This is a genomic window from Streptomyces flavotricini (assembly GCF_020639365.1).
Classification (GTDB): Bacteria; Actinomycetota; Actinomycetes; order Streptomycetales; family Streptomycetaceae; genus Streptomyces; species Streptomyces flavotricini.
In genome coordinates this window covers 7969282-7992514 of the sequence record NZ_JAINUL010000001.1, presented here as the reverse complement: position 1 = coordinate 7992514, position 23233 = coordinate 7969282, and the positions used below count along the sequence as shown (strand labels likewise).

The following is a 23233-nucleotide window of genomic DNA, read 5'->3' as shown; positions in this document are numbered from 1 at the left end:
CCGCAGCGAGAAAGGCATCCGCTGGGGCGGCAGACCCCTACCCTCCGCGGCCTGACCGCTCAACCCGGCGAACCTTCCCGGTCACAGCACTAGGTACGAGACGATGCCGTTCCACCTTGAGACCGAGCGGCTGATACTGCGGCCGTGGGCCGAGTCGGACGCCGCCGAGTTCTGCGCCCTCCTGTCCGAACGCGGCAAGGGGACCCCCACGGTTGAGCGCATCCGGACGGCCATCGCGGAACTGCTCACCGCGACGGCGACCACGGGGATCGCCCTGTTGCCCATTCAGCGTCGTGACGAAGGCGACTTCATCGGCTACTGCGGGCTGATCATCGGCCGCTCCACCCTAGAGGAGCCTGAAATCGCCTATGAGCTGTTCCAGCGCGCCCATGGGCGCGGCTACGCCACCGAGGCGGCCAGCGCGGTGCTCGATGCCGCTATCGCGACCGGACGGAAACGGCTCTGGTCGACCGTCGGCACGTGGAACACACCGTCGTTGCGTGTCCTTGAGAAGCTCGGGTTCGAGCGGGATCACGTTTCCACGGAAGAAAACGGTGAAGTGGCCTGGCTCACACGCTCGTTGCCGTGACGCGAGAGCACGCTCCCGGGGCTTCACGCTCACATGCTCCTTGCGCTCCGGCGGAACGCCAGGCATGCCGAGATCGGTCAGAACTCCAGGTGCAGATCGTGATCTTCCTGTCTGTGGGCTGTGGCTTGTCGGCGGTAATGGTTGGCCGCCGACTGTCGCTGGTACGGCTGGACATCAAGGACCCGAACCACTGCGGGGAGCAGGAGAACCGCGGGTGCAGCGTCGCCGGACTGCGCGACAGGGCGCAGCGGCTGACGGCTGCCGGAATCCAAGCGCCCTACGGGTTCTACGAGTACCACGGCGGCAACACCCCGGACGTCGGCGGCCGGGGCTGGAAGAGCCTGGAGGGCAGGCTCGGCGGTCTCGCCGCCTTCGACCGGTCCGGTTCCGGATTCCCGGCCGGTCGCCGGGTGACGGACTACGGCGACAGCGACGTCACCAAGGGGTTCGGCAACTGCACGGAGCCCACTCACTACACGTGCGCGGAACTGAGGAAGGGCGCCGGGGACCGTGGCGCCCGGCAGCTCGCGGCCGCACTGTCCTGGACGACCGCTTACAACGATCCCTGGTACGTCGACAAGTTGCTCGGCGAGGGCCGTGCGGACGGCATCATCGCGGGCTACGGGGCCTTCACCGGAGTGCGCGCGTACGACGGCAGCCGGCAGTGCGCCAACGCCGTCGGCCTCTTCCGTGACCGGGTGGGCCGCCACAGCGGCACCCATCGCATGGCCACCCCCGGTGACCGCCTGTTCAGGTAGGCCCCGCGCGGCGGGGCGGGGGCGGTCGGGAACCAGAACTGTCAGTGGCGGCGGCTACGTTCGAGGTGTTGAACGAGCCGTTTTTCCGACAGGAGTGGACGATGACCGAGAGCAGTGCTCTGCCCGTGCTCAGGGTGGTGCTGACAGACGTCAACGAGCACGTGGTGGAGGCGTGGCGGGCCGCGTTCGCGGACACCCCCGGCATCGAGATCCGCCGGGGCTCGATCCTCGACGAGGACGTCGATGCCTGGGTCACCCCGACGAACTCCCGGGGGCGGATGGACGGTGGGGTCGACGCCGTCATCAAGCGGTACCTCGGATCCGGCATCCAGCTGCGGGTGCAGCGGGCGATCCGCGACCGGTTCGCCGGGGTGATGCCGGTGGGCAGCGCGGTATGTGTCCCGTCGGGAGCGCCCGTTCCCCGCTTCCTGATATCGACGCCGACCATGGTGCGGTCCTCGCAGAACGTGAGCGCCACGCTGAACGTTGCACTGGCGTGCGCCGCCGCGTTCCAGGCCGTCCACCGGCAGAACCGGAAGGCGCCGGGCAGTATCCGCTCCGTGGCGCTGGTCGGTATGGGTGCGCAGACCGGCCGGGTGCCGGCCAGGGTGTGCGCCAACCTGATGTGGACCGGCTACACGCTCTTCCACGACCACTGGTTCGAGGACGACGACGAGTTGCGCGCCACGGTCATCACGCAGCTGGACGGCATCGAGAAGCGGCCGGTCGAGGAACGGGTACGCATCGTGCCACCGAAGCCCGTAACCCCCGTTCCCGCCCCGGCCCCGGCCGGCGCCACCGCCACCGCCACCGCCGCCGCCGCCGCCGCCGCCGAAGGGCCCTCCCCCGTGACCGACACGACCGATGCGACCGACGCCCTGGGTCTCACCGACCTGTTCGACGGCGGTGGTGAGCCCTGGCTTCCGCTCCTGAAGCCCGTCATCGAGGCGCAGCCGGACGCCGCCCGGTTCATCGGGAAGGGGCGTAGCCCCGAGGTCGTCCCGGTCCGCGAGCTGACCTTCCAGGCACTCAAGCCCAACCCGCCGCACAAGTGGAAGGTCGTCGCCTTCGGCCAGAACCCGTACCCGCGCCCCGAGAGCGCGACCGGCATCGCCATGTTCGACAACACCTTCAACGACTGGAAGGACAGTCAGTTCGGCAGGGTCGTCAGCATCCGCTGCATCATCAAGGCGGCGGCCATGTGGAAGTACGGCATCGCCAAGAAGACTCCGATCGCCGACGTTCGCGCGCTGTTGAAGGAGCGGGAGACGGTCCAGCCGCCGGAGTGGTTCCAGGCGATGCTGACGCAGGGCGTACTGCTGCTGAACGCCTCACTCACCGCCAGCGCCGACGCGTCGATGGGGGCCGACCAGCACACGGCCTTCTGGCGGCCCGTCGCCGAACGGATCGTCGAGGAGATCCTCAAGGCGAAGCAGGACGCCGACGAGGAGGACCGCGGGGTCGTGTTCGCCTGGTGGGGGGCGCACGCCCGCAACCTCAAGAAGGTGGTGCTGCGGCTCCAGGAGAAGTACCCGGACGTCGAGGTCCGGCACCTCGACCACGCGAACCCGGCGGCGCAGGGCGACATATTCTGCGAGGGCGACCACTTCGCCCTGGTGAACGAGGCCCTGGCCTCGCTGGGCGCCGACGGGATCGACTGGCTGCCGAGCAAGGGGTGGAACGCGGGGGCGGCCGGGGCGGCCGGGGCCGGCGGCGCGGACGGGGGTGTCGCGGCCCGGATGGGTGCCTTCATCGAATCGACGATGAACCTGCACCAGCTGTATCTGGAGCGGCTCACCAGCGTCAAGGACGAGGGCCTGGTCCTCCCCGCGATCACCGGTGTGTTCGACACCCCGCTGATGGACTTCCAGGACGCCCTCGCGCCGGTCGCCGAGACGCTGTCGGGGCTCGCCGGAACCATCACCCGGTCACGGGACTTCGGCAAGCGGCGGGCGGACGAGACCTCGGGCGGCCTGTCCTGCGACGCGATCGCCGCGCTCCACCTCTACACCTGCGAGTCCGCGTTCTACCGTGAGATCAACGCCGTCCTGCGCTCTGCGGACCGCACCAGGGTCACGCCCTACCTGCCGTACCTGCGGCTGCTGTTCTCGGCGGTCTCGGGGCTGCCCGCCCACACGCAGCCGCTGTGGCGCGGTGTCTCGCTGGACCTGCGGGCGCAGTACCCGGTGGGGCGGACGGTGACCTGGTGGGGCGTGTCCTCGTGCACCTCCCAGCTGAACGTGGCCCGGTCCTTCCTGGGCAGTCGCGGCAAGCGGACCCTCTTCGAGGTGACGCCCGCCAAGGCCGTCGGCATCCGGAGGTTCTCCGCCTTCACCGGTGAGGAGGAGTACATCCTCGCGCCGGGCACCCGGCTCAAGGTGACGGACGTGAAGAGCGAGCGCGGCGGACTGTGCACGGTCCGGCTGACGGAAACGGACGAGGCTCCCCTGGTGTCCTGACCGGCCGTCAGATGGCTTTCGGGCCGCCGCCGTCACCCCCTCCGGGATGACGGACCTTGGGGTCCTGGTCGACCAGGGCGTACAGGCCCGACACCTCGGCTCCGCGGCGGCGCTTGGCCTCGATGGCCGTCATGCCCGCGTGCAGGGCGTTGATGCCGTGGGCGTAGGCGTCCTCGATGGGCAGGTAGTACATGAGGTGCAAGTGGGGCGCCGGGTGCCTGCGGTCGAGGGCGACGGCGCGGATCCAGGTCGTGCGCCCGTAGTGGTACGAGACGCGACCTCGGAGACCTTCCGCGAAGCGGCCGACGGAGCGGACCACATCACCCTCCGGTACGCCACCCACGCTCTCGGCCTCACCTGGAGGGACATCCCCGCCCTCCGGGCCGTCCTCGCCGCGGACACCCCCCTCCTGCGGCCGGGTCCCGCGGGCGCCCGCCGCCCGCCGGTCCGCGGTCAGTAGGCGTAGTCCGCCGTCACGTCGGCCGCGAGGTTCAGCGCCCGCTCGGCACCCGGGCCGCGCAGCGCCAGGAGGGTGAGGGTGACGGCGTCGACGACGGCGAGGTGGGCCATCCGGCTGGCGACGGTCTCCAGGCCGAAGACCAGGTCCTGGCCGCCGGCCACCAGGGTGCAGGTGCTCATGTCGCTCAGCGGTGAGCGGGCGTAACTGGTGAGGACGAGGACCTCGGCGCCGGCCGCCCGGGCACGGCGGGCGGCGTCGACCGTGCTGCGGGTGGCTCCCGTGTGGCTGATGGCCAGGCAGACGGCGCCGGGCGGGAGCTGCGCGGCGGCCAGCTCGGCGGTGATCGGGTCGACCGGAGCGTCGACGGCGCAGCCCAGGGCGCGCAGCCGGTAGGCGGCGTCGGCGGCGACCGCGCCGGACAGTCCCGCACCGGTGACCAGGACCCGCGGGGCGGTGTGCAGCAGATCGGCCGCCTGCCGTACGCGCTCGGCCGGCAGGGTGGCGGCCAGTCCGTCCAGCGCCTCCCGGGCGGAGCGGACCGTGTCGGCGAGCGCCCGCGCCGCCGGGTCCGCGTCGTCCGCGCCGGGTTCCACGGGCCGGGCCGGAGCCTGACGGGCCGCGGCGATCTTGAGTTCCTGGTAGCCGCGGAAGCCCAGGCGCTGGCAGGCGCGCACCACGGAGGAGGCCGCGGTGCCGGCCAGTACGGCCACGTCGCTGATGCTCAGGTGGACCAGGTGCGCCCCCTGGTCGAGCACGACCCGCGCGACGCGGGCCTCGGCTCCGCGCAGTTCCGGCAGATGGGATCGGACGTGGGCCGCGAGCCCGCCCGGCTCGGAATTCATTTCCATGATGCTATGTTAGCGCGGAAATGAGTTCCAAAGCCGGGGAGCGTCGTCATGTCCGGAGGTCTGTCGCTGCCGACGGGGAGCGGCGCCGTGACCGCCGCGGTGCTCGCCGCGGCGCTGCTGCACGCGCTGTGGAACGGACTGGCCCACCGGACCGGGGACAAACTCGCCGGTTTCACGCTGATCAGCCTCACCATCACCGGCTGCGCCGCGGTGATGGTGTACTTCGTTCCGGCCCCGGACCCGGCCGCCTGGCCCTTCATCGCCCTCTCGACCGTGCTGCAGGCCGCCTACCAGGGTCTGCTCCTACGCGCCTACCAGCTGGGCGACTTCGGGCAGATGTACCCCATCGCCCGGGGCAGTGCGCCCCTGCTGGTGGCCGTGGCCTCCTGGGCCCTGCTCGGCGAGCGGTCGACGGGCGCGGCACTGCTGGGCGTGGCCGTCATCTCCTGCGGTCTCGTCGGGCTGGCCTTCGCGGACGGCCTGCCGGCCCGGTCCCAGCTGCCGGCGCTGGCAGCCGCGCTCGGGACCGGTGTGGCGATCGCTTCGTACACGATCGTCGACGGCTCCGGCGTACGGCACGCCGGCTCCGTGGGCGGCTACATCGCCTGGCTGTTCCTGTGCCAGGGGCCGGTGCTGCCGCTGCTGGCCTGGGCCCGGTACCGCCGCGGGCTGGTCGAACGGCTGCGTCCGCAGTGGAGGTCCGGGCTCGTCGGTGGCGTGTTGTCCCTCGTGGCGTACGGGCTCGTGGTGTGGGCGCAGGCACACGGCAGCCTCGCGACCGTCGCGGCCCTGCGCGAGACGAGCATCGTGATCGCCGCCCTGATCGGCACCCTGGTCTTCCGCGAGCGGCTCGGCCATGTGCGGACCGCGGCCAGCGCGGTGGTACTGGCCGGGATCGCGGTCATGGAGCTCGCCCACCCCTGAGCGGCGGGCCCGCACCGGCACCCGCACGTCGGCTGCACCAAGGCGTGATCATGTTGGCTGGGCCGTCTGGAAGAGGCGACGGTCCCGCTGGCCCGGGCCGGCACACTGGCCCGGGAGAACGGCGACGCCGAACTTCTGCGGGCCGGGTTGCGCGGCGTACTGCAGTCGGGCAGTGCGGGGCTCGCCGCCGACGGGGACGACATCCTCACGGTCGGCGACGTACACATGGCGACGGAGGACGGTACGGGCGCCGTCATCACCGCGGTGGAGCGGTCGGGGGCGGGGGCCGGCCGCGGCGGCCGCTACCGCTAGAGGGCATAAGCTCACTGGAATGAGTGGCAATAGGTTTCGTTAGACCTTCTCACCCACGGGCCGCGCGTCAGGACTCGCACAGGCGCACGGCCAGGGCCGCGATGTCGTCGTCGAGGCGACCCCTGCTGTGGTCGAGCAGGTCGCGGTGGAGGGCCACGAGCAGTTCGCGGGGCGGCATCGCGGGCTGCCCGTCCATCCAGGCCGCCAGCGGGAAGAACTCGCCGTTGCGGGCGCGGGTCTCGGCGACCCCGTCCGTATAGAGGAGCAGCAGGTCGCCGGGGGTGAACTCGAAGCTGTCGACGCTGTAGTGATCGCCGATCAGCTCCGCGAGGCTGAGCAGCGGCGAGGGCGCGCCGGACTCGAGGACGCGCAGTTCCCTGCGGTGCAGGAGCAGTGGCGGGGGATGTCCGCAGTTGAGGATGTCGATGCGTCCGCCCCCGTACGGGATCTCGGCGACGAGGGCTGTGGCGAAGCGCTCCATCGACCCGTCGGGAAAGGCGGCGTTGTAACGGTTGCTGCTGGCGTCCAGCCTGCGGGCGACGTCGATCATGTTCGCCTCGGCGTAGGCCGCCTCCCGGAAGGCGTTGACGATCGCCGCCGCCGCCCCCACCGCCGGCAGGCCCTTGCCCCGCACGTCGCCGATGAGCAGCCTGACCCCGAACGGCGTGTCGACCGCCTCGTAGAAGTCCCCGCCGATGCGGGCCTCCGCCGCGGCCGCGAGGTAGAGCGACTCGATCTCGACGTTCCCGAGCCGGCGCGGCATGGGGCTGAGCACCACCTGCTGCGCCGCGTCGGCGACGAGCCGCACCTGGAAGAGGGTGCGCTCACGCTGGAGCCGGAGATGGCTTCCGTACGCCGCGGCCACGGTGACCGCGACGATCCCCGCGCAGGTCCACCACGTACCCAGATCGGGGAAGACGAAGCTGAGGCCGATCATGAGAAGGAGGCAGACCGTCCCGAGCAGGACGGTGGGGAGCACCGGCCACATGGCGGCGGCCAGGGCCGGCGCCGCGGGCAGGAGGCGACTGAAGGCCATCTCCGGCGGAGTGGCGTAGGCCAGGCTGGCGATCACGACGGTCAGGAGGACCGGCGACAGCCGAACAAGCCTCCACCGGCCGTAGCGCCGAGGGAGCCGCGGCCGTCCAGACTCGATCACATGTCCCAGCATATCGACGCAATAGGGGCATGGCGCTCCGACGAAGGCGGCCGGCCGCCCACCCTTCCGTCCGCCCGCCCGCCCGGACGGGTGACCCCCGGCCAGATCTTCGAACGCACGAACGAAGCGTTACGGCCTCCCCCGCCCCTCCGGCGGCGGCTACTCGGCCCGCAGCGCGGCCAGCCGCTGTTCGAACGGCACCACCTCGAAGCCGGCGGCCGCGTGCACCGACGTGATCGCCCCGGTCAGAGAACGGGGCGCGATCGCGGCCGCGGTGTCGACGTCCGGGACGGCGTCCCGGCCGGCGGGCTCCAGGAAACGTGCCAGCTCCACGCCCGCGCGGGCGATCCGCCCCGCCAGACCCTCCTCGCCCCAGTCTTCCGAGGCCGCGTACACGGCGGTCGGCACGACGAGCGCACGCAGGTAGGTGAACAGCGGGCGCAGGGCGTGTTCGGTGACCAGGGAGTGCCGAGCGGTGCCGCCCGTCGCGCCGACGAGGACCGGTTTCCCCGTGAGGGCGTCCTTGTCGATGATGTCGAAGAACGATTTGAACAGGCCGCTGTACGACGCCGCGAACACGGGAGTCACGGCGACCAGACCGTCCGCGGCGGCGACCGCGTCGAGCGCGCCGGCCAGCCGGGCGGGAGGGAATCCCGTGACGAAGTGCTGGGCGATCTCCGTCGCCAGGTCCCTCAGCTCGATCACTTCGGTCTCGGCGTCCACGTGGCGCAGTGTCGCGGCCGCGAGCCGGTCGGCGAGCAGCCGCGTCGAGGACGGCGAGCTCAGTCCTGCCGATACGACGACGAGCTTCATGCCTGCGTCCCCTCCTTCGAGGTCTCCCGGGCGGCCGCGACACGGGCCGAATGCGTCGGGGCGTCCGGCACTCCGGCCGGGCGCAGGCTCGCGAACTCCTTGCGCAGCACCGGCACGACCTCCTCGCCGAGCAGGTCGAGCTGCTCCAGGACGGTCTTGAGGGGCAGGCCGGCGTGGTCCATCAGGAACAGCTGGCGCTGGTAGTCGCCGGCGTAGTCCCGGAAGGAGAGCGTGCGCTCGATGACCTGCTGCGGCGAGCCGACGGTCAGCGGGGTCTGGGAGGTGAACTCCTCCAGGGACGGGCCGTGGCCGTACACCGGCGCGTTGTCGAAGTACGGGCGGAACTCGCGCACCGCGTCCTGGGAGTTCTTGCGCATGAACACCTGGCCGCCGAGGCCGACGATGGCCTGCTCGGGGGTGCCGTGGCCGTAGTGGGCGTAGCGCTGCCGGTACAGGTCGACCATCTGCCGGGTGTGGGAGGCGGGCCAGAAGATGTTGTTGTGGAAGAAGCCGTCGCCGTAGTAGGCGGCCTGCTCGGCGATCTCCGGGGAGCGGATGGAGCCGTGCCACACGAAGGGCGCCACGCCGTCGAGCGGGCGCGGGGTGGAGGTGAACGACTGCAGCGGCGTACGGAACTTGCCCTTCCAGGTGACGACGTCCTCGTCCCACAGGCGGCGCAGCAACGCGTAGTTCTCGATGGCGAGGTCGATGCCGTCGCGGATGTCCTTGCCGAACCAGGGGTAGACCGGGCCGGTGTTGCCGCGGCCCATCATGACGTCGACGCGGCCGTCCGCGACGTGCTGGAGCATCGCGAAGTCCTCGGCGATCTTCACCGGGTCGTTCGTGGTGATCAGCGTCGTGGACGTGGACAGGATCAGGTTCTCGGTGCGCGCCGCGACGTAGCCGAGCATCGTCGTCGGCGAGGAGGGGACGAACGGCGGGTTGTGGTGCTCGCCGGTGGCGAAGACGTCGAGGCCGACCTCCTCGGCCTTCTGCGCGATCGCGAGCATCGCCTTGATGCGCTCGTGCTCGCCCGGCGTCCGTCCGGTCGTCGGATCGGCCGTGACGTCACCGACGGTGAAGATCCCGAACTGCATGGCTCCCCTTCCCAAGATTGTTTACAATTCAACCATACCTCGGAACGAGGAGTGCGCGCGAGGTATTCCCGGTCCAGGACCCGGACGCGTCGGGTGACGCCAGCGTGCCGACGAACGGGAGGTGTCGCCAGGTCACCGTCAGGTCCGCCTGCGGGCGGCTGCACGGCGAGGTGCGGCGTCCGCCGGGGGAAACCGATGGCGGAGTCCGCGCGGCGCTTGCGAGCATGCACGGCATGAACACGACGGGGGATGAACGGATCGGCGTGGTAGCGCTCGGCACGACGCGGACGCGGGGCGCGGTCCGGGCGGCGGCAGGAGCGCGGCTCCTCGTACGGACGCCCGGACTGGTCGAGGTCCACGACCGCGAGGAGTTCCTCGCGGGCAGGACCGCGAGCGCGAGCGCCGCCCTGCGGACGACGGACCAGGAGCGGGTGGCCCCGACGCCCGGCGGCGGATTCGTGGTGGCCGGGCCGGCGTCGGTGCGGGCTCTGGACCGCGACGGCGGAACACTCTGGGAACTCCCCCACGACCCGTGGCACGGCGCCGCCCGCGCGCGATCCGTCCCGGCCGTCAGCCCGGACGGACGGCGGGTCGGCGTCGTCGTGCCGGTGCTGGAGCCCGACGAGGCCAAGGCCGCCCTCGTCTACGACGCGGAGCCGGACCGCAATTACACCTGGGACGACCTGCTGCTCCTGGACGCGGCGACGGGAGAGGTGCTCGGCCGACGGCAGGTCCGCTCGCTGGCGTCGGCCGCGGTGCAGTCCTGGAGCCCGGACGGCGGCGCCCTGGTGGTGTCCTGCTGGACCGCCTGGCAGAGCTGGTCGACGTGGTGGGCACAGCCGTGCGCCGATGGTCTCCCGATCCTCGGCGGCACGTGGATGCACGCGCTCGCGGGATTCCTCCCGGGCTCCCGGGTGCTGACCCAGCGGTACGCCGAATACGTGTTCCCCGCCGACGACCGCGACGAGCTGGGCGCGTACGACCTCGGCTCCGGGGATCAGGTGGCAGCGCTCGACCTGGCGGAGCTGGCCGTTGACCCGGAGGATGACGAGTTCTTCTCCGCCGAGGTCCTGGACGCACACCACGTGCTGGTCCCGGGCCGGGTGCACCCGGACGGCGGGCCGCCGCGGATGCGGCACTGGCTGCTGAACGCCGACACGCTGCGTCCGATCGGCCGGCTGGACTACCCGGTGCCGGTGGGTGAGGAGGTCACCGCTCTGGACGACGGCACCTGGCTCACGCAGGACGGCGACCGGCTGCACCGCTGGGGACTGGCCCGCACGAACACCCCTGAATCCGGGGCACGTTGAGCGCGTCACCGCGCACTTGGCGGATCCGTCCCGACGGCGGCGAGCAGCGGGGGGCCAGACGGTCGGTGCCTGTTCCCGGGGTCCCGGCGGTGGCCTTCCGGCCGGGCAGGGGGGCGGCAGGCAGTACGGAACGCTCCCGGCCCGGGACGAATCCGGCCTCCCTCGACCGTCGGCCTCGACCACCACCCCGACCGGATGCCGTCCCGGGAGCCGCCCCCGCAGCCCGTCCTCCGCGCGGGGGCGGTGGCGGACCGATAGTTTCTACTCCGGATACTTGCCCAGGGCTGCGTCGCGCTCCGCGCCGGCCCCCTGTCGACCCCGGCACGGCGGCGTGCCGCGCCGGGATTCCATCCGGAAAGGCTCGGACCCTGAACGCCTCGCTCGCGGAAGCACTCTCCGTCACCCTGCTTCTGGCGGTGCTGGCCTGCGCGGTGATCCGGCCGTGGGGCTGGCCGGAGGCGGTCGTGGCCGTCCCCGCCGCCGCGGTGGTCATCGCCACCGGCGCGATCTCCCTCGACCACGCGGCGGAGGAGGCCGCCCGGCTCGGCCCGGTGATCGGCTTCCTCGCGGCCGTCCTGGTCCTGGCTCAGCTGTGCGACGACGAGGGGCTGTTCCACGCCTGCGGTGCCTGGATGGCGCGGCGCGCGGCCGGCCAGCCCCGCCGCCTCCTCGTCCTCGTCTTCGTGACGGCCTCCCTGATCACCGCGGTGCTCAGTCTGGACGCCACCGTGGTGCTGCTGACCCCGGTGGTGTTCGCCACCGCCGCCCGGCTGGGCGCCCGTGCGAAGCCCCACGTCTACGCCTGCACCCACCTGTCGAACACAGCCTCGCTGCTGCTGCCGGTCTCCAACCTGACCAACCTGCTGGCCTTCGCCGCCAGTGGCCTGAGCTTCACCCGCTTCGCCGCCCTCATGGCGTTGCCCTGGCTGGTCGCGATCGGCGTCGAGTACGTGGTGATCCGGCGCTTCTTCGTCACCGACCTGGACGCGGGCGCCGAGGCGCCGCCCGCCGACGAGCCCCGCGAACTGCCACTGTTCGCCCTGCTCACCGTGGCGGGCACCCTGGCGGGCTTCGTACTGACCTCGGCGGTGGGCATCAACCCGGCCTGGGCGGCGGCCGCGGGCGCGGCCGTCCTGGCGGCCCGCGCCCTGGCCCGGCGCCGCACCACCCCCACGGCGATCGTCCGGGCCGCGGCCCTTCCGTTCTGCGCCTTCGTGCTGGCCCTGGGCATCGTGGTCCGCGCGGTGGTCGACAACGGCCTCGCCGACGCCCTGGGGCACCTGGTCCCCGTCGGCAGCGACCTGCCCGCCCTCCTGGCCATCGCGGCACTGGCAGCCGTACTGGCGAACGTCATCAACAACCTGCCCGCCGTCCTCGTCCTGCTCCCGCTCACCGCCCCCACCGGCCCGGGTGCCGTCCTGGCCGTGCTCCTCGGCGTGAACATCGGCCCGAACCTCACCTATGCCGGTTCGCTGGCCACCCTGTTGTGGCGGCGTATCGTGCGGGAACACGACACCGATGTGGAGCTGGGTGAGTTCACCCGGCTAGGTCTGCTCGCCGTGCCCGCCGCCCTCCTGCTCTCGGTGGTGGCACTGTGGGTCTCGCTCCAAGCGATCGGAGGCTGAACGCCGTGACCGTGACCGTCATCGCCTGGATCGTGGAGGGCACCTGGCCCGCCGTGGTCGACGCCGCGCGCGCCCACACGCCTGCGGACGCCGAACTGGTGCTCCTCCACGTCACCGGCCACGACGTACCGGGCGCCGCACACGGCGCCTATGCCGGACTGCTGGGGCGCGCACGCCCCGACCGCGATCCCGGCACCGCCGTGGAACACCTGGCCGCCGCCTCCGCCGAGCGGCTCCTGACCGGCGCCGCCGAGCGGCTGGGACGCCCGTGTACCCGGCGAGAACGCTCGGGCCGCGTCGAGCGGGAGGTCGTGGCCGCCGTCGAAGGAGCCGACCTGCTCATCCTCGCCCGGGACGGGGACCGCACCCATCTGGGACCCCACAGCCTCGGGCCGGCCGGCCGGTTCGTCGTCGACCACGCCCCCTGCCCCGTCCTGCTGGTCTGGCCGGAGACGGCACCGGGTACGGCCACCATCCCGTAGGGGGTGTCCGCGTTCCGGCGCCTCCGGCCCGTGGCCGTCGCTCCCGCGCCCTCGCAGGGGCCGGGCCGGGGGCTCGGCTCCTCCGGGGGCGGGCGTCAAGGGGTCACAGGATCTCGATGGAATCGACCTTCGGCGGACGGTTGGGGAACGTGATGTCGGTCCAGCGGTTGATCTTCACCGAGTCGCCGTTGGCGTCGTAGTAGATCAAGTCGTTGTTTCCGGTGGAGATCCTGTCCACCCACCAGCCTCCGAACCCGATGCGGCCCTTGTTGGCGTAGCAGTCCACGCTGTCCCGGCCGTCGCTGTGGGACCAGATCTTCAGGAAGTTCTCACCGCCCCGGCACTCGACGTGGTCGATGGCGAAGGCGTTGCCGGGGAGGGTCAGGGTGAGTGACGCCGCTGCGGCGAGCGCCACGGCGGCCGATCGGACGAACCTGGTCGACTTCACGAGCACGATCTCTCCTTCACGGGAATCGAGCGGGAAAGGCAGCCGCGCGCCCACGGGCACGTCGACCACCGGCACCGCGACGAGCCGTCCAGCGGCCTTCGCGGTTGCACATCGAGGTTCCCGCGCAGTCGATGCACCCTGCAATCACTTCGGCCGCGCGCGACCGAAATTCATGCCCTGATGTCCCAATTCAGACTTCTGAGGCGCAGTTGAAACGTTTGAGCACCTTGGCCTCCGCACCCTTCCTCCACAAGGGCGCTCTTCGGGCTCACCGTCCAGGCGCCGCTGAAACCGCATGCCACGGCGGGACGTGCGGCCGGCAAGGCACAGCTGTTCCCCCGGTTCACCTTCGCGATGATCAGCAACGACTCCACCGCCTCCCCTCGCGGCCGGGACGGCGGGAGCCGCCCGTCGGCGCCGACACGCGCGCCCGGATGCGGAGGATCGCCGGCCCGGTCGACGAGGATCGCACCACGGCCACCTCACCTCGTCGGAGTCACCATGGCCCCACCCTCGCACCCGCCCCGCCAAGGCCGCTCCAGGGCCTCGCTCCTGCCGGTCCTGCTCCCCCTGGCGATCCTGATCGTGGTGGCGGTGTCCGTGGGGTCGTGGCTGCAGTTCACCGAACGTCAGGCGATCGACACGGTCCACACGGCCGGATCCTCGGCCGCCGACCGGGTGGACGTCGAGGCCACCGTCCAACGCGTCGACGCCGCGGCCAGAGAGCTGCTGCTGCGGGTCCGGGTCACCCCGCGCGGGACCCTGGGCGAGGAAGAGGAGAGCGCCCCGGTGGCCGATCTCAGCCTCCAGACCTCCGCGGCGACCCTCGGCGACCTGGAGTTCAAGGCGCACGAGAGGGCCGCGACCAGAGACGTACAGGTCGCGATGACGGGCGGATCGGTCAGCGACTACCCGTTCGACACCTACGAGACCGGCATCGGGTTCCGGGCGCTGGTGGACGGCAAGCAGGTTCCGGTGCGGATGCTGTTCTCCAACAACGACACGCTCTTCTCGGTCACCGCGACACCCTTCCCCGACCGGCAGGAGGCCGCGCTGGCGCTGGAGCTGGCCCGGTCGGGCAGCCTGATCGTCTTCGCGGTCTTCATGATGGTCGTGATGTGGGCGCTGGCGGCGGCCGTGCTCATCGGCGCCTGGTACCTGACGACCCGCGGCGAGGGCCTGGTCTGGCCGGCGCTCGCCTGGATGGCCGCCACCCTGTTCGCCCTGGCGGCGTTCCGCAACACCGCCCCCGGCACGCCCCCGATCGGCTGCGTGCTGGACTGGTTCGCCTTCCTCTGGGCCGAGACCGTCATCGCCCTGTGCCTGATCGCCGTGGTGGTCACGGGCGTCCGCACCGCGCTCCGGTCGGACGACACCCTCCGCACATAGGCGGGTAGGCGGGTCAGGCGTTCGCGATGACCAGCAGGGTACGGGCGGCGGCCGGCCCCGACAGGCGGCAGCGGTGCGGGAGTTCGCCGCGGTGGTGGGCGCTCTGGCCGGCGCGCAGCGTCAGCGGCTCCTCCCCCTCGACCTCCAGGACGATCTCGCCCTCCAGGACGTAGAGGAAGTCCTCTCCGGGGTGCTGGAACCAGCCCCGTTCGCCGCGCCCCGGCTCGAAGTGGTGCTCGTAGGCCTCCATCACCCCGCTGCGCCCGCCGGGGATGAGGACCCGCGCGACCTGTCCGGCGGTCTCCTCCACCCGGATCACCTGCGGGTCGGCCTCGTGACTGACCGTGCCGGGGCGGCCCGGCGGCCTGAGGAAGGTGCCGGGCGTGACGTCCAGGGCCTCGGCGATCCGGTAGATCGAGCTGAGGCTGGGCGTGGCGAGTCCGCGTTCGAGCTGGCTGAGGAAGGGCTGGGAGAGGCCCGAGCGGGTGGCGAGTACGGCCATGGAGACTCCGCGTTGCTTGCGGCAGGCGCGTATCACCCGTCCGACCTCGATCGCTTCGGGTGTGGGTTCGGGGCGAGACACGCTGGTGAACGTACCGCATGCCTGATCGCGGGCCGGGGGGTCCCGGGACGTTTCGCACTGCTGAAACACGCCCTTCATAAGCGTCGTCAATTATTGACCTCGCTTATGAATCACCGAACCGACGAGGAGCCACCCCGTGTACTCCACCCCCTCACCCGCGAGTCGGACCCGTGGCCGGCTCGGCCCCGCCCTGGGCGCGGCCGGCGCGGTGCTCGCCCTGTGGTCCCTGACCGCCTGGTCCGGCGCGGTGGCTCCGGGACTGCTGCCCACGCCCGCCGAGACCGCCGCCGCGCTCGCCGGCAGCGCCCGCAGCGGCCTGCTCGCCTCCGACGTGGCCGCCAGCCTGACCCGCGCGGGGCAGGGATTCGCGCTCGGCGCCCTGATCGGGAGCGCGCTCGGCTTCGCCACCGGCTACCTGCCGCGACTGTCGGCCGCCGTCACCCCGCTGGTCTCCTTCCTCCGGCCGATCCCGGCGATCGCACTGGTGCCGCTGGCGACGGCCTGGTTCGGCATCGGAGAGACCGCGAAGCGCCTGCTCATCGCGTACGCCGTGCTGCTCGCGGTCTGGCTGTACGTGCACGACGGGGTTTCCCGGGTGCCCGTCTCCCACCTGCGGGCGGCCCGCACGCTGGGGGCGCCGCTGCACCGGCGGTTCACCGAGGTGCTCCTGCCGGCCGCCGCTCCCGCCCTGCTCGCGGCACTGCGCTACGGCGCCTCGGTGGCGCTGCTCGCCCTGGTGGCGGCAGAACTGGGCGGCGCGGACAGCGGGTTGGCGTACCGGCTCCAGGTGGACGGCCAGTTCCTGCGCGTGGACCGGATGTTCGCGGGCCTGCTCGTACTCGGACTGCTCGGTGTGGCCGTGGACCTGGTGCTGGCCGGGATCGGCCGCCGGTTCGTGCACTGGAGCGCGTCATGAGCCAACGGGTGCTGCTGGAGGAGGTGTCCGTCGGGTACGGGGGCACGTCCGTGCTGGACTCCCTGGACCTGGACCTGCCCGCCGGCTCGTTCACCGCCCTGCTGGGCCCCAGCGGCTGCGGGAAGTCCACCGTCCTGGGCTCGGTGGCCGGTTTCGTCGTGCCGGACGGCGGCCGGGTGACGACGGGTTCCGCCCCGGTGCGCGAACCGGGCCCGGACCGGGGCGTGGTCTTCCAGCACTACGCCCTGTTCCCCTGGCGCACGGCCCGCGGCAACGTCGAGTTCGCGCTCAAGCGGCTCGGCCTGCCCCGCGGGGAGCGCCGCCGGCGCGCACTGGCCGCGCTCGCCGAGGTCGGTCTCGCCCAGGGCGCCGAGAAGTACCCGGCCCAGCTGTCGGGCGGCATGCAGCAGCGGGTGGCCCTCGCCCGCGCCCTGGCGGCCGAGCCCGAAGTCCTGCTGCTGGACGAGCCGTTCGGAGCCCTCGACACCCTCACCCGGACCCGGATGCAGGCCCTGCTGAGGGAGTTGTGGCAGCGCCGCGGCACCACCGTGCTGTTCGTCACCCACGACATCGACGAGGCCCTGGCCCTCGCCCAGCGCGTCGTCGTCCTCGGCGGAACCCCCGGCCGGGTGCTGGCCGACCACGCCGTGCCCGAGGGGCCGCCGGACCCCGATCTGCGAGCCCTGATCGCCCGTCACCTCCACTCCCTGCCCACCGGATGACCCGCCGTACCCCCGACCTGCCCCGCTCCCGGAAGGACCGCTCTCCCATGTCCAGACCCCGCGCGGTGGCCGCCGCGCTCCTGGCCGCCCTGCTCGCCGCCGTCACGACGGCCTGCTCCGACGGATCCGCCGCCCGTACCGCCGGCGGCGCACGCCCGTCCGTCACCATCGCCGCCAGCGACCAACTCGGCGGCGCGCCCGTCTACCTCGCGCAGGAGCGCGGCCTGTGGACCGACGGGGACGTCGCCGCCTCCGTCACCACCCAGCCCACCGGCCGCGACGCCCTGAACGCGGTGCTCGGCGGACAGGCGCAGCTCGGAGTCGTGGGCGACCTGCCCGCCGTGACGGCCGCGCTGGGCGGCCGCGAGCTGCGGATCGTCGCCGACCTGTCCCGGTTCACCGACTGGCGCCTGCTGACCCGCACCGACCGGGGCGTCACCGGCCTCGCCGCGCTCAAGGACCGCAAGGTCGGCGTCCCTCAGGGCACCAACGTGGAGTACGCGCTGTCCCGCATGCTGGCCTCGGCCGCCCTGTCGGCCAGCGACGTGACGGTGGTGAACCTCGCGCCGAACCAGGTGACCCCGGCCCTGGCCCGCGGCGACATCGACGCCGGCGTCACCTTCCCCAGCTTCTACGACGCGGCGCGCACCGCGCTCGGGGAACGGTACGCGGAGGTGGCCTTCACCGGCTACACCGCCAGGACCCTCCTGATCGCCGGCCCTTCGGCGGACGAGAAGACCACCACCGCGGTGGTCCGCACCCTGCTGCGCGCCCAGCGCGAGCTCGCCGCCGACCCGGCCGGTGCGCGCCGGGCCGTGCTCGCCCAGTCCAAGGGCGCCCTGCAGGCTTCGTACGTCGACGCCTTCCAGCCCCGCTACGCCTACGGCGCCACCCTCTCCCCCGAGTTGCTCACCGAGCTGACGCAGGAGGCCGCCTGGGCCAAAACCGCTCAGAAGCTGCCCGGCGCCGCCGACGGCGCCGTGATCCGCGGCCACCTGGACCCCGCTCCCCTGACGGCCGCCGACCCGGCCGCCGTGACCCTCCGCTGACCCCGCCTCTTCCCCTTTCCAGGAGATCACCATGACCGTCGAACAGAACACCCTGCGCCGCCGCGGCGTCGGCCTGATCGCCTACGACCCCGAGCGCAGCCACGGCGGCTACACGCTCTACACGCCGATCACCAGCGCCGGGGAGATCCACCTCGTCGACATCGAGGGCCGGCCCGCACACACCTGGACCTCCCCCCATCCGCCCGGCCGTCAGGCGCAGATCCTGCCGAACGGCAACCTCTTCTACGCGGCGAAGGACACGAGCGGGCCGACCCTCTTCCCCATCTGGGACGTCTACCACGGCGGCATCTTCCAGGAGCTCGCCCCCGACTCCACGGTGCTGCGCGAGGCCCGGCACCCCTTCCACCACCACGACGCCACGGTGCTGCGCAACGGCAACCTGCTCATCGCCGTCGTCGAGCCGCTCGACCCGGCCGACGCGGCCCGGATCCGGGGCGGCATCCCCGGCTCGGAGGCCCCGGGCGGTGTGATCTACGGCGATGTCGTCTACGAGCTGACCTGGGACGGCGAGGTGGTGTGGCGCTGGGCCGCGATCGAGCACCTGGACCCGCGGGAGGTGGTGCTGAACCGTCACTTCGCCCGCAACCACTGGCCGATGGCCAATACGGTCAACGAGCGGGCCGACGGTTCGGTCGTGGTGGGCTTCCGCAGCGCGTCGACGACCGTTTCCATCGACCGCACCGACGGCTCGGTGCAGTGGCTGATCGGCCCCGACGTACTGGCACAGCAGCACCACCCGCACGAGCTGCCCGGCGGCACCGTCCTGGTCTTCGACAACGGCACCTACCGCGACACCACGTCCGTGCCGTACTCGCGGGTGCTGGAGCTCGACCCGCGCACGGGCGAGGAGGTGTGGTCGTACGAGGACAACCCGCCGCAGAACTTCTACAGCCCCTACATGTCCAGCGCGCAGCGCCTGCCGAACGGAAACACCTTCATCGCCGAGGGCTCCTTCGGGCGGCTCTTCGAGGTGACCCCGGGCGGGGAGGTGGTGTGGGAGTTCGTGGTCCCGCAGTTCCGCTCCTTCGGCGACGGGGTGGGCCTGGAGTCCTCGGCCGGGGCGCAGAACTCCGTCTTCCGGGCCTACCGCTACGCCGCCCACGAGATTCCCTGGCTGTGAACGGAAGCCCTCTTTTCATTTCAATCTCCGGTGTTTTGTGCACGGTGTATGAAAAGCGAACGCGGTTGTGTGGCCATCGATATCGGGGCCGTTGACATCGATTCTCGGCCTTATCGAAGCTGGTCTCGGGTCCTTGAGTGAATCGATCGTCCGCGCCGCACCCGCCGGCCCGCCCCGACCTCCGGGTCCGGCCGAGCGGGTGCTCCCGCTGCGCCGCCCCGCCCGGTGCATCGGCGGCGCCGTCGTGCTGGTCCTGGTCGCCCAGGCCGGCCACGGGCTGCTGACCGGCGCGGGCAAGGACATCACGGTCAAGTACTTCCCCGACGCCAACAGGTTCCGGCGGTGCCCGCGGCACCGCCGACCGGCAAGGCCCGCCCGGACGTCTCCCCCTGGGCCGCCCTCGCGGACCCGGCCGACCTCCGTTCCTGGGCCGACCCGCGGGCTCCTCGGGCAAGGCGGGACGGCCCCGCTCGCGGGGGTGCTGAGCCCGCCCGAGGGGTGGGAGACCGCCGGCGCCGTCCCCGGGGTCCCACTCGTCGACACCGCACTGCGCGCCGAGGCCGCGCCGGACGCCGTCAGGCTGAGCCCGGCGGACGTTCCCGAGATCCTCGCCCTGATCTCGCTGACGAAGCCCGGGCCGTTCCTGCCCCGCACCGTCGAGCTGGGCACGTACCTCGGCATCCGGCACCGGGGCCGGCTGATCGCGATGGCCGGCGAGCGGCTGCGGCCACCCGGCTGGACCGAGATCAGCGCGGTCTGCACCCACCCCCGGCACCGGGGGCGCGGCCTGGCGACGCGACTTGTACGCGCCGTGGCGGCGGGCATCCGGGAGCGGGGCGAGACCCCCTTCCTGCACACGGCCGCGAGCAACACCGGCGCGATCCGGCTCTACGAGTCGATCGGCTTCACCCTGCGCCGGCGCCCCTCGTTCATGGCCGTACGGGCGCCCGGCGGGCCGGGCAACACGACCGCCAAGTTCTCTTAATATTGCCGCCCTTGAATGGCACGGCCGTCGGGCGTAGCGTTTTTCGGGAGAAATTGATGACGGGTCGAATTCGCCCGCCCGCATCGGCCTCCTCTTTTTCGCACGCCGATCAGGAAGGCGTAATGCACCATGCCCGTACCCGATTGCGCGCCGCTGCACCTCGCCGTCTCGCTGGACGGCGCGGGCGGGCACCCGGCCGCCTGGCGCGAGCCGGGTGCCCGGCCCGCCGAGCTGTTCACCGCCCGCTACTGGGCCGGCCTCGTCGCGGAGGCCGAAGCCGGGCTGCTCGACTTCGTGACCTTCGAGGACGGGCTCGCCCTCCAGTCCTCCTCCCCGGGCGGTCACGACGAGCGCACGGACCGGGTCCGCGGCCGGCTCGACGCGGTGCTCACCGCCGCCCGGGTGGCTCCGCTGACCCGCCGCATCGGGCTGGTGGGGGCCGTGACCGCGACCCACACCGAGCCCTTCCACGTCTCCAAGGCCGTGGCCACCCTCGACCACGTCAGCCGCGGCCGCGCCGGCCTGCACGTACAGGTCTCCGGACTGCCGCACGAGGAACGGCACTTCGGCCGCCGACACCAACAGCATCGACCTGGCCCGCCGTACCGAGGAGTTCGGCTACGCGCGCTACTGGTTCGCCGAGCACCACCTCAATCCGGGCGTCGCCGGGACCTCCCCGGCGGTGGTCCTGGCCCTGACCGCGTCGGCCACCAGCACCATCCGGATCGGCTCCGGCGCCGTCCAGCTCGGGCACCGCACCGCGCTGTCGACGGTGGAGGAGTTCGGCCTCATCGACGCGCTGCACCCCGGCCGCCTGGACCTGGGCCTGAGCCGCTCGGCGGGGCCGCCGCAGCGGAGCCGCCCGGCGGAGGGCGAAGGTGAGCCCGCGGTGCAGCCCGCGCCGGTCCCGGCCACCCCGGTCCTCGACGGCCACACCCCGAACGGGCTGCGCATCCCCGACCGGTTCTCCTTCGCCCATCTGCTGGGCCATCCGCGGGTGGCGCTCCAGCAGAAGCTGCTGAACCTGCCCGGCGCACGGCCGCAGGACTACTCCGAACAGGTCGACGACGTCCTCGCGCTGCTGCGCGGCGAGTACCGGACGCCGGAGGGTGTGGCTGCGCACGCCGTCCCCGGTGAGGGAGCCGACGTACAGGTGTGGATCCTGGGCAGCAGCGGTGGGGTGAGCGCGGAGACGGCGGGCCGCAACGGGCTGCGCTTCGCGGCGAATTACCACGTCAGCCCGGCCACCGTACTGGAGGCCGCCGAAGGGTACCGGGCCGCCTTCAAGCCCTCGGCGGAGCTGGACCGGCCCTACGTGACGGTCTCCGCCGACGTGGTGGTCGCGCAGGACGACGCGACGGCCCGCGAGCTGGCCGCCGGCTACGCGCCCTGGGTACGGAGCGTCCGCACGGCCGAGGGCGCGATCCCCTATCCCACGCCGGCCGAGGCACGCGCCCTCCCCTGGTCGGAGGACGACCGCGAGCTGGTGGCGGACCGGGTGGAAACGCAGTTCGTGGGCTCGGCCCGCACCGTCGCCGACCGTCTGGACCGGCTGCAGGAGGCGACGGGCGCCGACGAACTGCTGATCACGACGATCACGCACCGGCACGCGGACCGGGTCCGCTCCTACGGCCTGCTGGCGGAGGAGTGGCGGCGGCGCGGCTGACCGCCCGCGGGCCCGGCTGTCCGCCGCCGGGCCGGTCGCCCGCCGGCCCGGGCGGCCGCCGCCGGGCCGGTACGGTACCCGTCGAGGCCGCGCCGGTCTCAGCCGAGCAGGTAGTCGAACCAGATCCGGTGCGTGCCGTCGGCGTCGACCGCCATCCCGCCCGCGCCCGAGATCCCGGCCAGACCGGCGGTGCCGCTGGACGGCACGATGGTGAAGAACTCCGCGGTGCGGTCGCTGCCGGACGTCGTCGCGGAGTGCACGAAGTTGAAGGCGCCCTCCCGGCCCTGCAGCGATCCTTCGAAGGACTCCATCGCCACGTAGGTGCCGACGCCGGTGGTCTGGTCGAACGCGGCGGTGAAGAGGGTCGCCGAGTGGCCCGTGACCTCTCCCTCGAAGTGTTTCTCCATCGTCGCCACGCCCACCGGAAGCCCGGTGGCCACGGCAGGTTCGGGCTTCAGCTCGGAGGGGGCGAACCCTGTCACGGTGAACGTTCCGGTAGCTCTCATGGACCGACCGTACCGATGGGGTCTGACAACGGGCCGCCCGGCTTGCGGAGGTCGCGGTCCGCGCGGGCCCAGCGCTCCGTGATCAGCGCGGCCTGCTCCTGGAGCGCCGAGACCAGCTCCTCGGCGCTGCGGGCCGCGGTGGAGCGCAGGACGACGACGCTGATCTCCCGCGTGAGGTCCGGGCCGTCGAGGCGGCGCAGGGCGAGGTCCGGGTGGGGGGTTCCGAGGGCGAGCCGGGGCACCAGGGCGATGCCCGCGCCGGCGGCCACCAGGCCCTGGACCACGGCGTAGTCGTCGGTGCGCAGGGCGTGGACGGGCTCGAACCCGTGCCGGGCGCAGGCCCAGGACAGGACTCGGTCGCACGGGTCGTGGGGGTCGGCTGCGCCCACCCACTCGGTGTCCCGCAGCGCGGTGAGCGGGACCCGGTCCAGAGCCGCGGACGGATGGTCCTGCGGCATGACCAGGAGCAGGGGGTCGGCCAGGAGGGGGTGGAGCGCGAACTCCTCGTCCAGGTCGAGCCGGTCCCCGGGCTGCGAGAAGACGAGCGCGGCCTGCAGCTCCCGGGCCCTCAACCCGCTCAGGAGCAGCGGCAGTTCTCCCTCGGTGAGCGAGATGTGGACGCCCTGCCGGTGGAGGCGTCTGACGGCGGGGGCGAGCAGGAGGGCGCCGGCGGTCGGGAACGTGCCGATGTGGAGCGTCCGCATGCCCCGCTCCGCGAGCCCGCGCACCTCCAGCTCGGCGTACCGCAGCCGTTCCAGCACGCCCTCGGCGTGCGGCAACAGGGCCTCGCCGAGCTCGGTGAGAGTCGCTCCGCGCGGTCCGCGCCGGACCAGCCGGGCGTCGAAGTGGGCCTCCAGGGCGGCCAGATGGTGGGTGATCGTCGGCTGCGTGTAGTGCAGCGCACGCGCGGCGGCCGCGAGCGAACCTTCCCGCGCGATGGACCGGAGCACCTGGAGATGCCGGATCTCAAGCATATAGACAGCCTATGGCGACCT

The 23233-nt window shown here is 72.5% G+C and carries 22 protein-coding genes and 3 pseudogenes; 16 read left to right on the top strand and 9 right to left on the bottom strand.

The genetic code is table 11. The annotated features are described in order from the left end of the window. The first annotated feature begins 103 nt into the window (after positions 1-103). The 3 genes from K7B10_RS36545 (at position 104) to K7B10_RS41065 (ending at position 3806) form a co-directional block, all read left to right on the top strand. Positions 104-589 (top strand): GNAT family N-acetyltransferase, encoded by a 486-nt coding sequence (locus K7B10_RS36545; RefSeq protein WP_229343403.1) that lies wholly within the window; start codon positions 104-106, stop codon positions 587-589. A gap of 98 nt (positions 590-687) precedes the next feature. Continuing rightward, on the top strand, positions 688-1347 hold the full coding sequence (locus K7B10_RS36540; protein ID WP_229343401.1) for a PI-PLC domain-containing protein: 660 nt from the start codon (positions 688-690) through the stop codon (positions 1345-1347). 101 nt (positions 1348-1448) lie between these two features. Then, a complete protein-coding gene (locus K7B10_RS41065; protein WP_267501545.1) occupies positions 1449-3806 on the top strand; it encodes an ADP-ribosyltransferase domain-containing protein in 2358 nt (785 codons plus the stop codon). A 7-nt stretch (positions 3807-3813) separates the two neighbouring features. Here the strand turns inward: K7B10_RS41065 and K7B10_RS36525 are convergent, their stop codons facing one another. Then, the gene (locus K7B10_RS36525; RefSeq protein WP_229343399.1) at positions 3814-4149 is read right to left on the bottom strand and encodes a hypothetical protein; all 336 of its coding nucleotides are present in this window, start codon (positions 4147-4149) and stop codon (positions 3814-3816) included. Between the two features lie 110 nt (positions 4150-4259). After that, positions 4260-5114, bottom strand: a complete 855-nt coding sequence (locus K7B10_RS36520; RefSeq protein WP_229343397.1) for a MurR/RpiR family transcriptional regulator — start codon at positions 5112-5114, stop codon at positions 4260-4262. A gap of 48 nt (positions 5115-5162) precedes the next feature. Here K7B10_RS36520 and K7B10_RS36515 point away from each other — a divergent pair, with 48 nt between their 5' ends. After that, positions 5163-6038 carry an EamA family transporter gene (locus K7B10_RS36515; RefSeq protein WP_229343395.1) on the top strand — a complete coding sequence of 292 codons (876 nt, stop codon included), beginning with the start codon at positions 5163-5165 and terminating at the stop codon, positions 6036-6038. A 147-nt stretch (positions 6039-6185) separates the two neighbouring features. Continuing rightward, complete coding sequence (locus K7B10_RS36510; protein ID WP_229343393.1) at positions 6186-6350, top strand: hypothetical protein; 165 nt, start codon at positions 6186-6188, stop codon at positions 6348-6350. Positions 6351-6417: 67 nt separating this feature from the next. On the opposite strand, the gene K7B10_RS36505 is transcribed toward K7B10_RS36510, so the two are convergent. From K7B10_RS36505 to K7B10_RS36495, 3 genes are all read right to left on the bottom strand, one after another. After that, entirely contained in the window at positions 6418-7506 is a 1089-nt protein-coding gene (locus K7B10_RS36505; protein WP_229343391.1) for a PP2C family protein-serine/threonine phosphatase, read from the bottom strand. A gap of 159 nt (positions 7507-7665) precedes the next feature. Next, the gene (locus K7B10_RS36500) at positions 7666-8319 is read right to left on the bottom strand and encodes a CE1759 family FMN reductase (RefSeq protein WP_229343390.1); all 654 of its coding nucleotides are present in this window, start codon (positions 8317-8319) and stop codon (positions 7666-7668) included. Next, positions 8316-9416 (bottom strand): LLM class flavin-dependent oxidoreductase, encoded by a 1101-nt coding sequence (locus tag K7B10_RS36495; RefSeq protein WP_229343388.1) that lies wholly within the window; start codon positions 9414-9416, stop codon positions 8316-8318. Before K7B10_RS36495 ends, K7B10_RS36500 begins: the two co-directional genes overlap by 4 nt. A gap of 233 nt (positions 9417-9649) precedes the next feature. Between K7B10_RS36495 and K7B10_RS36490 the strand changes: the two genes are divergently transcribed. The 3 genes from K7B10_RS36490 (at position 9650) to K7B10_RS36480 (ending at position 12833) form a co-directional block, all read left to right on the top strand. After that, positions 9650-10726: a hypothetical protein gene (locus tag K7B10_RS36490; RefSeq protein WP_229343386.1), complete on the top strand. Its 1077-nt coding sequence runs from the start codon at positions 9650-9652 to the stop codon at positions 10724-10726. A 368-nt stretch (positions 10727-11094) separates the two neighbouring features. Further along, complete coding sequence (locus K7B10_RS36485) at positions 11095-12351, top strand: SLC13 family permease (protein ID WP_229345689.1); 1257 nt, start codon at positions 11095-11097, stop codon at positions 12349-12351. Positions 12352-12362: 11 nt separating this feature from the next. Further along, positions 12363-12833 (top strand): universal stress protein, encoded by a 471-nt coding sequence (locus K7B10_RS36480; protein ID WP_229345688.1) that lies wholly within the window; start codon positions 12363-12365, stop codon positions 12831-12833. A gap of 103 nt (positions 12834-12936) precedes the next feature. Here K7B10_RS36480 and K7B10_RS36475 read toward each other — a convergent pair whose 3' ends face one another. After that, positions 12937-13281 carry a beta/gamma crystallin domain-containing protein gene (locus K7B10_RS36475; protein WP_372481508.1) on the bottom strand — a complete coding sequence of 115 codons (345 nt, stop codon included), beginning with the start codon at positions 13279-13281 and terminating at the stop codon, positions 12937-12939. A gap of 501 nt (positions 13282-13782) precedes the next feature. Between K7B10_RS36475 and K7B10_RS36470 the strand changes: the two genes are divergently transcribed. Continuing rightward, on the top strand, positions 13783-14670 hold the full coding sequence (locus K7B10_RS36470; RefSeq protein ID WP_229343382.1) for a DUF4436 family protein: 888 nt from the start codon (positions 13783-13785) through the stop codon (positions 14668-14670). A gap of 13 nt (positions 14671-14683) precedes the next feature. On the opposite strand, the gene K7B10_RS36465 is transcribed toward K7B10_RS36470, so the two are convergent. Continuing rightward, entirely contained in the window at positions 14684-15253 is a 570-nt protein-coding gene (locus K7B10_RS36465) for a helix-turn-helix domain-containing protein (protein ID WP_229343380.1), read from the bottom strand. Between the two features lie 136 nt (positions 15254-15389). Between K7B10_RS36465 and K7B10_RS36460 the strand changes: the two genes are divergently transcribed. The 7 genes and pseudogenes from K7B10_RS36460 to K7B10_RS36430 form a co-directional block, all read left to right on the top strand. Next, positions 15390-16169 carry an ABC transporter permease gene (locus K7B10_RS36460; RefSeq protein ID WP_229343378.1) on the top strand — a complete coding sequence of 260 codons (780 nt, stop codon included), beginning with the start codon at positions 15390-15392 and terminating at the stop codon, positions 16167-16169. Continuing rightward, complete coding sequence (locus tag K7B10_RS36455; protein WP_229343376.1) at positions 16166-16891, top strand: ABC transporter ATP-binding protein; 726 nt, start codon at positions 16166-16168, stop codon at positions 16889-16891. The genes K7B10_RS36460 and K7B10_RS36455 overlap by 4 nt, the downstream gene beginning before the upstream one ends. Before the next feature lie 47 nt (positions 16892-16938). Continuing rightward, the gene (locus K7B10_RS36450) at positions 16939-17940 is read left to right on the top strand and encodes an ABC transporter substrate-binding protein (protein WP_229343374.1); all 1002 of its coding nucleotides are present in this window, start codon (positions 16939-16941) and stop codon (positions 17938-17940) included. Positions 17941-17971: 31 nt separating this feature from the next. Then, positions 17972-19081 (top strand): aryl-sulfate sulfotransferase, encoded by a 1110-nt coding sequence (locus tag K7B10_RS36445; RefSeq protein ID WP_229343372.1) that lies wholly within the window; start codon positions 17972-17974, stop codon positions 19079-19081. Between the two features lie 225 nt (positions 19082-19306). Beyond that, positions 19307-20066, top strand: a pseudogene (locus K7B10_RS36440) (GNAT family N-acetyltransferase). A gap of 129 nt (positions 20067-20195) precedes the next feature. Beyond that, a pseudogene (locus tag K7B10_RS36435) lies at positions 20196-20642 on the top strand (LLM class flavin-dependent oxidoreductase); the annotation flags it as partial. Further along, positions 20623-21732: pseudogene (locus tag K7B10_RS36430) on the top strand (LLM class flavin-dependent oxidoreductase); the annotation flags it as partial. The pseudogenes K7B10_RS36435 and K7B10_RS36430, both read left to right, overlap by 20 nt. Before the next feature lie 98 nt (positions 21733-21830). Here the strand turns inward: K7B10_RS36430 and K7B10_RS36425 are convergent. After that, positions 21831-22238: a DUF3224 domain-containing protein gene (locus K7B10_RS36425; protein WP_229343369.1), complete on the bottom strand. Its 408-nt coding sequence runs from the start codon at positions 22236-22238 to the stop codon at positions 21831-21833. After that, the gene (locus tag K7B10_RS36420) at positions 22235-23212 is read right to left on the bottom strand and encodes a LysR family transcriptional regulator (protein WP_229343367.1); all 978 of its coding nucleotides are present in this window, start codon (positions 23210-23212) and stop codon (positions 22235-22237) included. The genes K7B10_RS36425 and K7B10_RS36420 overlap by 4 nt, the downstream gene beginning before the upstream one ends. Positions 23213-23233 lie beyond the last annotated feature (21 nt).

Coding starts and splice junctions, on each gene's coding strand:
- K7B10_RS36545 (WP_229343403.1), top strand. CDS start 104: ATGCCGTTCCACCTTGAGACCGAGCGGCTGATACTGCGGCCGTGGGCC.
- K7B10_RS41065 (WP_267501545.1), top strand. CDS start 1,449: ATGACCGAGAGCAGTGCTCTGCCCGTGCTCAGGGTGGTGCTGACAGAC.
- K7B10_RS36520 (WP_229343397.1), bottom strand. CDS start 5,114: ATGGAAATGAATTCCGAGCCGGGCGGGCTCGCGGCCCACGTCCGATCC.
- K7B10_RS36515 (WP_229343395.1), top strand. CDS start 5,163: ATGTCCGGAGGTCTGTCGCTGCCGACGGGGAGCGGCGCCGTGACCGCC.
- K7B10_RS36500 (WP_229343390.1), bottom strand. CDS start 8,319: ATGAAGCTCGTCGTCGTATCGGCAGGACTGAGCTCGCCGTCCTCGACG.
- K7B10_RS36495 (WP_229343388.1), bottom strand. CDS start 9,416: ATGCAGTTCGGGATCTTCACCGTCGGTGACGTCACGGCCGATCCGACG.
- K7B10_RS36490 (WP_229343386.1), top strand. CDS start 9,650: ATGAACACGACGGGGGATGAACGGATCGGCGTGGTAGCGCTCGGCACG.
- K7B10_RS36470 (WP_229343382.1), top strand. CDS start 13,783: ATGGCCCCACCCTCGCACCCGCCCCGCCAAGGCCGCTCCAGGGCCTCG.
- K7B10_RS36455 (WP_229343376.1), top strand. CDS start 16,166: ATGAGCCAACGGGTGCTGCTGGAGGAGGTGTCCGTCGGGTACGGGGGC.
- K7B10_RS36450 (WP_229343374.1), top strand. CDS start 16,939: ATGTCCAGACCCCGCGCGGTGGCCGCCGCGCTCCTGGCCGCCCTGCTC.
- K7B10_RS36445 (WP_229343372.1), top strand. CDS start 17,972: ATGACCGTCGAACAGAACACCCTGCGCCGCCGCGGCGTCGGCCTGATC.
- K7B10_RS36425 (WP_229343369.1), bottom strand. CDS start 22,238: ATGAGAGCTACCGGAACGTTCACCGTGACAGGGTTCGCCCCCTCCGAG.
- K7B10_RS36420 (WP_229343367.1), bottom strand. CDS start 23,212: ATGCTTGAGATCCGGCATCTCCAGGTGCTCCGGTCCATCGCGCGGGAA.